The sequence below is a fragment of the Schinkia azotoformans genome, assembly GCF_035811335.1.
Classification (GTDB): domain Bacteria; phylum Bacillota; class Bacilli; order Bacillales; family Bacillaceae_J; genus Schinkia; species Schinkia azotoformans.
This window is the reverse complement of the sequence record NZ_JARSMD010000024.1, coordinates 119,592-130,384: the sequence shown is the minus strand read 5'-3', so window position 1 is coordinate 130,384 and position 10,793 is coordinate 119,592. Positions and strand designations below refer to the sequence as shown.

9 protein-coding genes are annotated in these 10,793 nt (G+C 37.5%); all 9 read left to right on the top strand.

Features of this window, described 5'->3' with window-relative positions; genetic code table 11:
- Positions 1-664: 664 nt before the first annotated feature.
- Positions 665-1,252 carry a TetR/AcrR family transcriptional regulator gene (locus P9E47_RS15080; RefSeq protein ID WP_003330480.1) on the top strand — a complete coding sequence of 196 codons (588 nt, stop codon included), beginning with the start codon at positions 665-667 and terminating at the stop codon, positions 1,250-1,252.
- Between the two features lie 156 nt (positions 1,253-1,408).
- Positions 1,409-2,200 (top strand): enoyl-CoA hydratase/isomerase family protein, encoded by a 792-nt coding sequence (locus P9E47_RS15075; protein ID WP_326163890.1) that lies wholly within the window; start codon positions 1,409-1,411, stop codon positions 2,198-2,200.
- A 43-nt stretch (positions 2,201-2,243) separates the two neighbouring features.
- Positions 2,244-3,422: an acetyl-CoA C-acetyltransferase gene (locus tag P9E47_RS15070; protein ID WP_003330482.1), complete on the top strand. Its 1,179-nt coding sequence runs from the start codon at positions 2,244-2,246 to the stop codon at positions 3,420-3,422.
- Positions 3,423-3,489: 67 nt separating this feature from the next.
- Positions 3,490-4,326 (top strand): 3-hydroxyacyl-CoA dehydrogenase family protein, encoded by an 837-nt coding sequence (locus P9E47_RS15065; RefSeq protein ID WP_003330483.1) that lies wholly within the window; start codon positions 3,490-3,492, stop codon positions 4,324-4,326.
- 61 nt (positions 4,327-4,387) lie between these two features.
- Entirely contained in the window at positions 4,388-5,536 is a 1,149-nt protein-coding gene (locus P9E47_RS15060) for an acyl-CoA dehydrogenase family protein (RefSeq protein WP_326163889.1), read from the top strand.
- A gap of 99 nt (positions 5,537-5,635) precedes the next feature.
- Positions 5,636-7,150 carry a class I adenylate-forming enzyme family protein gene (locus P9E47_RS15055; RefSeq protein WP_326163888.1) on the top strand — a complete coding sequence of 505 codons (1,515 nt, stop codon included), beginning with the start codon at positions 5,636-5,638 and terminating at the stop codon, positions 7,148-7,150.
- A gap of 405 nt (positions 7,151-7,555) precedes the next feature.
- Positions 7,556-8,287 carry a twin-arginine translocase subunit TatC gene (gene tatC / locus P9E47_RS15050; protein ID WP_003330486.1) on the top strand — a complete coding sequence of 244 codons (732 nt, stop codon included), beginning with the start codon at positions 7,556-7,558 and terminating at the stop codon, positions 8,285-8,287.
- A gap of 3 nt (positions 8,288-8,290) precedes the next feature.
- A complete protein-coding gene (locus P9E47_RS15045) occupies positions 8,291-9,049 on the top strand; it encodes a gluconate 2-dehydrogenase subunit 3 family protein (RefSeq protein ID WP_003330487.1) in 759 nt (252 codons plus the stop codon).
- Between the two features lie 16 nt (positions 9,050-9,065).
- Positions 9,066-10,781 (top strand): GMC family oxidoreductase, encoded by a 1,716-nt coding sequence (locus P9E47_RS15040; protein ID WP_326163886.1) that lies wholly within the window; start codon positions 9,066-9,068, stop codon positions 10,779-10,781.
- Positions 10,782-10,793 lie beyond the last annotated feature (12 nt).

Below are 10,793 nucleotides of genomic sequence, written 5' to 3'. Positions count from 1 at the left end.
TCTGCGAAAGTTGAGTTATTATTGTGGAGGTTTTTTGTTGTGAAAAAATTCGGGCGTACAATCAACTGTAAATACACAAGAAATTCCTCAGAGAGATCCATAATTGCGGAAAAGGACACTAGTGAGAATTTAACCTCTGCAGAAAAAAACTGATTTGCTCCTTATTAGTATTGTAGCACTTTCAAACACATTTTTGTTTGGGCAATAAGAGAAAGTAGTGCAAGCCTATTCAACAGGGGACGTCCATTATACGTTAGCCAAAAGCACTCATTTTCAGTCAAACGGTTCTACTGTAGAAGAAATATATACTACTAATGAAGCTATTAGGATGCACCACGTATCTTATAAAATCATCAGAAGTTGGTAAATTTCCAAATGTGTCGCGTACAGATGGTGAACATTGGAGAATTTTAAGAAAATATTTCATTGTCAATTTATAGCAATCAAAGAAGTGTCAAAGAGACAATGCGGATGAATGATCTTATAGTGTTAGCGAACAGTCACTGTTACTGATCGCTAATATGTTTTTTTGACTTAAGAATATTATGAAAATTCAAACAAATACTTGATATTTAAATTTTAACCCATTAGAATGTAATTAAATGATAAGAATATTATAAAAATATGCACTTAGTTTGATGGGAAGGGGGAAAAGGTGTTAAACATGAGTTTACGTAAGCAAAAAACAGAGAAGAAACGTATAGAGATGCTACGTTCAGCAGCAAAGATTGTCAAAGAAAAAGGGTATGATCGTGCAACAATGGATGATATAGCAGCGGAATTATTAATGACAAAAGGATCACTCTATTACTATTTTGACAGCAAGGAACAATTAGTATTTCAGTGTCACGAATTAATTTTTAATGAGGCAATTACGGTAATGGAGGAAATTAGCCGAATGGATTTACCGGCTCGCGCAAAAATAGAGAAAGCGATTATAACCCATATTAAATTTCTAATAAATGAAAGAGATATGTTTAATATGATTATTCAACCTGAACAATTATTTATTGAAGAAAACCATCTTCGAAGTGTCTTAGAGCAAAGGGAAAAAATTACTTCAATCATTGATAGAATCATTGAGGAAGGTCTGAGCAAAGGTGAATTCTCGGTATCAGATCCAAAAATGGCACGAATGATGATTTTAGGAGCAATGAACTGGATTCAAACATGGTATTCTACTGATGGGAAATATAGCGAAAAAGAAATTGCAAATATTTATTCAAACTCTTTAATAAAGTTACTTCTATAGAGGATTCTGTAAGTAAAGCTGATAAGATTAATTTTCCTAATTTTCAGTAATTTGCGCTAGACGTTAAGGATAGTTAATCCAAACTTTGTAAGGGTAATGTTTAATGTTTTATTAGTTAGTATAAGAATAATCGTCGTTTAAAAGGAAGGGAGATGCATGTTGAAAGAAGTAAAGCGTAACTTCGTTATGTACGAGATTAATGGGTTTATTTATACTCTGACAATTGACAATCCTCCATTAAATGTTCTTACTGATGAATTATTATCAGAAATAGATGACGTTATCAATGAAATATTGGCCCAACCAATATGCAGGGTTTTAATCATCCGTGGTAATGGTGAAAAAGCTTTTGTGGCTGGGGCAGATATTAACCAATTTCCTACTCTTAATGAGGAAAGCGGTAAGCATTTAGTTGAAAAAGGAAAAGAGATTTTTGATAAATTAGAAAATGCACCGTTTCCTGTGATTTGTGCCATTAATGGATTTGCATTAGGAGGTGGTCTGGAATTGGCGCTCGCTTGTGATATACGAATAGCAGAGCAGAAGGCAAAATTGGGTCTCCCAGAAACAAGACTTGGGATTTTGCCAGGATATGGAGGTACTCAGCGTCTTAGTAGACTGATTGGACCTGGAAAAGCAAAAAAAATGATGTTTACAGGTGCTGCCATTAGTGCTGAGGAGGCGATTAATTATGGATTAGTAGAAGAAGTTGTTCCGAATGGTGAATCCTATGAAGCTTCCGTTCGTTTAGCAAAGCAAATAGTAAATAATGCCCCTTTGTCGATATCAAATGTAAAAGCTGTAGTGAATAGAGGATTAGATGTTTCCTTAGCAGAAGGGCAGGAATTGGAAACTAAATATTTTGCAAGTCTTTGCCTTACCCAAGATATGAAGGAGGGGGTTAAAGCATTCATGGAAAAACGAAAGGCGGACTTTTCGAGAAGGTAGTAGGGCATAAAAGTATATGAAAAGATCGATAGGAGGAATAGTAATGAGTGAAGTATATATAGTTGATGGCGCTAGGACAGCTTTTGGAAAATTTGGAGGTTCTTTTACTAATATGAGTGCAACAGAGCTTGGGACTGCTACAGCAGTTGAGGCTATGAAACGGTCAAAGGTAGTTCCGGAACAGATTAACCATGTTATTTTCGGAAATGTTATTCACACCCAAAAAAGTGCCCCCTATCTTTCTCGCCATATTGGGTTGTATAGTGGCATACCGCAAGAAGTGCCGGCTTTAACATTAAATCGTTTATGCGGTTCAGGAATGCAGTCTGTTGTTTGTGCCGCACAACATATTTTAGTAGGGGATGCCAATATTGTATTGGCTGGTGGTGCAGAAAACATGTCACAAGCACCATTTTCCAATTTTACGCAAAGATTTGGCCCGAAAATGGGGAATTTATCATCGGAGGATATGCTTTTAGCAACCTTAACTGACCAATATACGGGGAAAGGGATGGGGATGACTGCTGAAAAGTTGGCAGAAATGTATGAAATCTCTAGAACAGAACAGGATTTGTTTGCAATTGAATCCAATAAACGAGCAGCAAAAGCAGCAACAAATCAAATCTTTGCAGAAGAGATTGTGCCTGTCAAGGTAAAGACAAGAAAAGGTAGCATCATGATTTCTAAAGATGAACATCTTAAACCGGATGCAAGCTTAGAATCTATGAGTCTACTCAAACCATCCTTTAAGCAAGATGGTACTGTCACTGCAGGGAATGCGTCTGGAATTAACGATGGTGCAGTATCTTTGATTGTTGCAGGTAAGAACGCTGTTGTTGAAAATAACCTAAAACCAATTGCAAGAATTGTATCTTGGGCCGTGGCTGGTGTTGACCCTTCGATAATGGGGATTGGTCCAGTTCCTGCCATTAAGAAAGCATTGGAACGCGCTGAGCTTACACTAGCTGATATCGATGTGGTAGAAGTAAATGAAGCCTTTGCGGCTCAGTATCTCGCCGTGGAAAAAGAATTAAGTTTGGACCGTGAAAAAACAAATGTAAATGGAGGCGCAATTGCTCTAGGTCATCCAGTAGGAGCAAGTGGAGCGCGAATATTACTATCTTCTGCCTATGAATTAAGACGTCGTAATGGCAGATATGCTGTTGCGAGTTTATGTATTGGCGGTGGGCAAGGAATCGCAATGGTAATTGAACATGTCTAACCTGCAAATCGTCTCGATTAGTTAAGATGAATTTCCCTAGTTTTTTCGTTAAAGAGGAGGAGTAGAAATGAAAATTGGTGTAGTTGGATCAGGAATTATGGGTAATGGGATCGCCCAAGTCTTTGCAACGAGTGGTTATGAAGTTGTATTAGTGGATGTTAACAAGGATGTGTTAACTAAAGCAAAACAGATAATCTCAAAAAACTTAGAGAAGCTTGCTCAAAAGAAAACGGAAATTCAAGTGGATGAAATTGTAAATCGTGTCGCATTTACAACAGACAAAAATCATTTAAAGAACGCAGATCTTGTGATCGAAGCAATTATTGAGAATATTGAGATAAAGCTAGCTTTATTTAAAGAGCTTGATGAATTATGTGAACAGAAAACAATTCTGGCTTCTAATACATCCAGTTTGTTAATTTCAGAAATTGCTTCCGCAACAAATCGTCGTGACCGTGTATGTGGTTTGCATTTTTTCAACCCAGTACCATTGATGAATCTAGTAGAAATAACGGGTACGGAGGAAACGTCTAATAAAACACTAGAAAAAGCAGAAGAGTTTGTTTCATCAATCAATAAAGAAAGTATACGTGTGAATGACACTCCTTTATTTGTAGTTAATCGCCTTCTTGTTCCGCTGATTTGTGAAGCTATTTCTCTAGTGGATGAAGGTACAGCATCTCCGGAGGACGTTGATAAAGGTATGATGCTAGGGGCTAATCATCCGATTGGACCACTTCGACTTGCGGATATGATTGGATTAGATACGATGCTACATATACAAGAAGCATTATATATTAAAACCCAAGATTCAAAATATAGAGTCCCAGAATTGTTAAGAAAAATGGTTGCAGCAGGAGAGCTAGGACGAAAAAGTGGCAAAGGGTTTTATCTATACTCATAGCCTTTATAAGGATAGATAAAAATAAAGGAGTTTAGACTAGTTTGAAAATGGAGGTTTGAAAATGGAAGCAACTTTTTTTACGGAAGAACATCAAATATTTCGAAATTCACTGCGAAAAATGCTTGAGAAAGAAGCATATCCCTATTATAACCATTGGGATAAAGAGCAAAAGATTCCAAGGGAATTTTGGTTGAAGATGGGGGAAAATGGATTTCTTTGTCCGTGGATTGCAGAAGAGTACGGGGGATTAGGTTTGGACTTTACGTATTCAATGATTTTAATTGAAGAACTTCAAAAGGTTGGAGCGGGATTGGCTTCTAGTATGACGCTTCACACTGATATTGTAAGCCCTTACATTTTATCACTGGGAACAAAAGAGCAAAAACAAAAATGGCTGCCAGGATGTATAAGTGGTGAAGTGATTACAGCGGTTGCCATGACTGAACCTGGAGCTGGCTCGGATTTAGCCAACATCAAAACAACAGCAAGGCGTGAAGGGGACTATTACATAGTAAATGGAGAAAAAACGTTTATAACAAATGCTATTTACGGGGATTTAGTTGTCTTAGTTTGCAAAACAGATCCAAAAGCTTCCCCTTCCCATAGGGGAATAAGCTTGCTACTGGTTGAAAATGGGACGGAAGGCTTTAAAAGAGGAAAGAAGCTGGACAAAATTGGGCAGCATTGTAGTGATACTGGAGAACTCGTTTTTGAGGATGCCAAGGTGCCTGTTTCTAACCTGCTGGGTGAAGAGGGGAAAGGGTTTTATTATTTGATGGACAAATTACAGCAAGAACGGTTAGTGGTTGCGATTGAGTGCCTGGTTGAAGCGGAGGAGATGCTGCGTTTGACGATTGATTATGTGAAAAATCGTCAAGCCTTTGGTACCCTAATTAGTAAATTCCAAAATACACAGTTTAAAATTGCGGAAATGGCGACAGAAATCGAGCTTGGTCGTTCCTTCATTCATCGAGTAGTTGAGCGACACGCAAAAGGTGAAAAGCTAATTAAAGAAGCATCTATGGCAAAGTGGTGGATCACTGAAATGACAAAACGGGTTGCTGCAGAATGTCTACACCTTCATGGTGGATACGGCTATATAGAAGAATATGAGATTGCTAGACGTTATCGGGATACTCCTGTTGCAAGTATCTACGCAGGATCCACTGAAATTATGAAAACCATTATTGCCAAACAACTAGATTTATAACTTCCAATAAATTGAAAATAGGTTGTAAATGAACTGGAAGCCAGAATGGTAGAAGTGTGGTTGACTAAATCAGTACAATTTTGAAAGGGGTTATGATCGATGTTTGTATTCGAAAAGTTGGCAGAACATTCAAAGGTGCAATCTGAAAAGGTGATTACAACATTTCAAGGAAGAGAAACTACGTATGGCCAATTTTACCAACAGGCAAAGAATTTAGCGGGTTATTTTCAAATAAAAGGTTATCAAAAAGAAGATAAAATTGCTTTATTACTTAACAATTCGGACTATTTTTTAATATGTTATTATGCATGCCAACTAGGTGGTTTTACGGTAATACCTATTAATACAAAATTAACAGTTCCGGAAATTGAATATATATTGACTCACTCTGCAGCAAAAGCGCTTATTTATGATGATCGTCTCAACGAGATTATTCATCAGCTTAATCTTGAACAATTTGAGAATCTGTTGGCAGTTGGGAAGGATTCTACCTTTGAAAACATTCTTCTTGATAATTCTATACCCTTTCAGGAAGTATTAGTAGATCAGGATGATACCGCCATTATTTTTTATACATCTGGTACCACAGGAAAACCAAAAGGTGTAATGTTGTCGGCAGGTAATGTTAGGGCTATCATCCAAATTTGGGGGGAAGCGTTGGAGCTGAAAACAGAAGATCGTATGCAAATTTCAACACCCCTTTTTCATTGTGCTGCTACCCACTGTTTTAGTGTACCGGTAATCTATAAGGGAGGCACCGTTGTAATTGAAGAGGCCTTTTCACCTGAAAAAACGCTAAATACGATGGAATTAGAGAAGGTGACGATATTTTTTGGAGTTCCAGCAATGTATAGCATTATGTTAAATATGCCTAGGATGGCGGAAATAGACTTATCAAATTTACGATTATTTGCATACGGTGCCGCACCGATGCCGTATGTATTGGTTCGTCAAATAAAAACGCAATTCCCAGACATCAAGGTGCAAAATTTATATGGACAAACGGAAAATTCCCCTGGCGCAACGACGCTAAAAGATCATTATGCGCTCAACAAAATTGGTTCAGTCGGTGAAATGCTGCCACGGACAGAGGTTAAAGTAGTCGATCCAGATGGCAATGCTGTACCAGTAGGTGAAGTAGGCGAAATTATTGTTAAAGGGCCGCAAGTCATGAAAGGTTATTTTAAAAATGAAGTAGAAACAAAAATAGTACTTAGAGATAGCTGGATGTATAGTGGCGATTTAGGGCGTTTTGATGAAGACGGTTTATTGTATATTGTTGACCGTAAAAAAGATATGATTATTCGTGGCGGAGAAAATATTTATCCAATAGAGGTTGAAGAAGTATTATATCAAATACCGGAAATATTAGAAGCTGCGGTGATCGGCATACCACATCAAGTATATGGAGAAGTGCCAAAAGCGTATATCGTTTTAAAGGAAGGACAACAGCTTTTGGAAGAGCAAGTCGTTTCTTATTGCAAAACAAAATTGGCTAAATATAAATTGCCTGTAGAAGTTGTGTTTATGAATACACTTCCACGTAATGCCAGTGGGAAGGTATTAAAGCATACTTTGAGAGGGAATCCGAAATCTGTAATTGAAAATCAATAAATAGGATGAATTTGTAAATCACCTTTCCAACAAAATGGGACTCGAATTTGGGCCATATAGCTATACGGTTAAAGTAATACCTCCCCTGAAGCTTTAGTGAACAGTCACTTATCAATTTTTTTACTTTATTTAATGTCGAAGTGCATAGCGCCTGTCGATTATAAGTTAGATATGTACTGCTAATAATAGAAACTCCTTATTCAAGCAAGAATTTTAATTGTTTGTACTAGGGAGTTTTTTTCTTTAAGTAAAAAAACAAAAAGTAAATATTTTTATATACAGTATGGGGAATATTGTATGTATGTCCTTAATACAATGATTGTAAATTGAAAGTCAACCTTTTCCATTGTGCTTTTCAAGTTTCATAGTTCAGTAGCAAAATATTATCGTAAAAAGGTGATTTCTATGGAACATATTGAGGAGGAATTGACACTAGTTGAACATTTATCTGAATTAAGAAAACGTCTGATTATTGTGATTAGTGTTTTTGTAGTGGCTTTAACTATTGGTTTTCTTATTTCTCAAAAACTATTGAACTATATTAAAAAAGCTGCATCTGTTTCGATTGATTGGAATGTCTTTGGATTTACCGATGGTTTTTTGATTTATTTTAAATGCGCTTTCATTGTTGCCCTCTTATTTACTTTACCAATTTTTCTCTATCAGACATGGGCTTTTGTTAAACCAGGATTAACCGAAGATGAGTCAAAAGGGACTTTACTTTACGTGCCGCTTTCTTTCTTCTTATTTATCATTGGAGTTGCTTTTAGTTATTTTGTTGTGTTTCCATTGGTTCTAGATTTTATGTCAACAATCAATCAAAATATCGGAGCGATGGAAACCTATGGAATAGCCCAATATTTTACGTTTATGTTTAATGTTGTTTTTCCAATTAGTATTATTTTTGAAATGCCAGTTGTCGTTTTATTTTTAACAAAACTAGGAATCTTGGACCCTGATAAATTAAGAAAGATGAGAAAGTTAGCCTATTTTGTGTTAGTGGTTATTGGTGTTTCTATGACACCGCCAGATGTTGTTTCAGATTTATTAATCATCATACCTCTATTCCTACTATTTGAAATCAGCATTCTCTGTTCAAAGTGGTCTATTAAGAAAACTAAAAAAACGGAGGGGTAATCAATGGAAAACAAAGAGGAACAAAAAAGGTATAGCAGAAGAAACTTTTTGAAAAATTCAGGGTTAACCATTGGTGGTCTGGCAGTCGGCGCTGGTATTGGCAGTCAGTTTCGAAAGACAAAGGAAGTTGAGGTAACGAAAGAAGTTCCAGTAGAGAAGATTGTAGAAAATAATGCCAATCGCGCTTTGATGTATTTTAGTCCACAGCAATTTAGAATTGCCGAGGCGGCAGCGGAAAGAATCTTTCCAGAAGATGAGCTTGGGCCCGGTGCTAAAAAGTTAAATGTTGCCTATTTTATTGACCATCAATTAGCGAGTTCATGGGGTACAAGAGGTCGAGAGTATACAATGGGTCCATTTTTCAAAGGTGAAGCGACGCAAGGTTATCAAGGTCATTTAAATCGTCAGCAAATTTTCGATATTGGCTTACAAGGTCTTCATGATTACAGCCAAAAAACCTTTCAAAAGCCATTCGAGCAACTAACTGCAGAAGAACAAGATCAAGTTCTCATTGCCTTTGAGCAAGATCAGGTTGAATTAAAAGGAATTTCCGCATCTTCTTTCTTTGCCCAATTAAGAACGGTCACAATTGAAGGTGTGTATGCCGATCCAATGTATGGTGGGAATAATCAAATGGAAGCATGGAAAATGAAAAATTATCCAGGACACCAAATGACCTATGCGCAAATCATCGATTCCGAGGAATTTCAAGTTATTAAGCCGCAAAGTTTAAATTCTCAGCATCAAAATCATCAACATTAGAGGAGGAAGTGATCATATGGCAAAGGAACTACCTAAAACCGATGTTGTCATTGTGGGCCTTGGCTGGACGGGAGGAATTATTGCTGCGGAATTGGCGAAAAAAGGCTACAAGGTTGTTGGATTAGAGAGAGGTAAAGAGCGCAAGACAGAAGATTTCTTAATGGGCCATGATGAACTGCGCTATGCAAGTCGGTTTGAATTAATGCAGGATTTATCAAAAGAAACGATTACCTTTCGAAACAACACAAAAATGAGAGCGCTACCAATGCGCCAATATGGCTCGTTTTTATTAGGCGATGGGGTAGGAGGAGCTGGTACCCACTGGAATGGGATGACGGTACGCTTCCTTCCATACGATTTTGAAATTAAGACAAAAACGATTGAACGTTATGGAAAAGACAAAATTCCTGCGGATATGACTCTTCAAGATTGGGGCATTACTTGGGATGTAATCGAACCCTATTTTGATAAATTTGAACAAATGTGTGGGATTTCAGGTGAAGAGAACCCACTTCATGGTAAACGCTCGAACCCGTATCCAACGCCACCAATGAAATCGACACCTGCTATAAATCTATTTATGGAAGGTTCTAAAAGTCTAGGTTTACATCCATATCGCCTACCGTCAGCTAACCTATCAGAAAACTATAAAAATCCTGATGGAATTGAACGGGCAGCCTGTCAATACTGTGGCTTCTGTGAGCGGTTTGGCTGTGAATTCGGTTCTAAGGCTGATCCAATTGTAACCGTTATTCCAGTCGCAAAGCAAACTGGTAATTTTGAACTTAGAACTAATGCAAATGTTACTAAAATTATTCATGATGGGAAAAAAGCAACAGGTGTAATATACATCGATACGAATACGGGAGAGGAAATCTTTCAGCCAGCAGAGGTGGTCTCTGTCACAAGCTACGTATTGAATAACGTGAAGTTACTGCTCATTTCACAAATGGGAACACCTTACAATCCGGATACGGGTCGTGGTGTTGTTGGTAAAAACTATGCTTATCAAACAATGGGTGCATCGGCAGTAGGATTTTTTGAAAATAGGGAATTTAATACGTATGCTGGTGCTGGTGCGCTAGGTGCGGCACTTGATGACTTCAATGGTGATAATTTTGACCATTCCGATTTGGAGTTTATCCATGGTGGCATTATTTCGCTTTCGCAAACAGGGAAAAGACCAATTGCTAATAATACGACAAAAGATGCAGAACGAAATTGGGGCAAAGATTTTAAACAGCAGTCAGTTAAATATGCAAACCGGACATTAAATATTGGTTCACAAGGTGCATCGATGCCATATCGTCATCATTTTCTAGATTTGGATCCTACTTATAAAGATGCCTTTGGGAATCCTCTTCTCCGAATAACATTCGATTTTGAAGAACAGGATCGAAAATTGATTGAATTTACGGGTACTCAGGCAGGGAAAATTATGGAGGCAATGGGAGCTGATCATGTTATTACCAGTAACAAGCGGGGACCTTATAACATTGTTCCATATCAATCAACCCATAATACCGGTGGAGCCATCATGGGGGCTGAACCGGAAACAAGCGTACTTAACAATTATTTGCAAATGTGGGATTTTCATAATGTCTTCATTCCTGGTGCGAGTGCATTCCCACATAACTCCGGCTACAATCCTACAGCGACGGTTGGAGCACTGGCTTATCGTGCTGCTGAAGGAATTGAAAAATATTTGCAACAAGGTGGATTGCTAGTTTAATAATACAAAGGA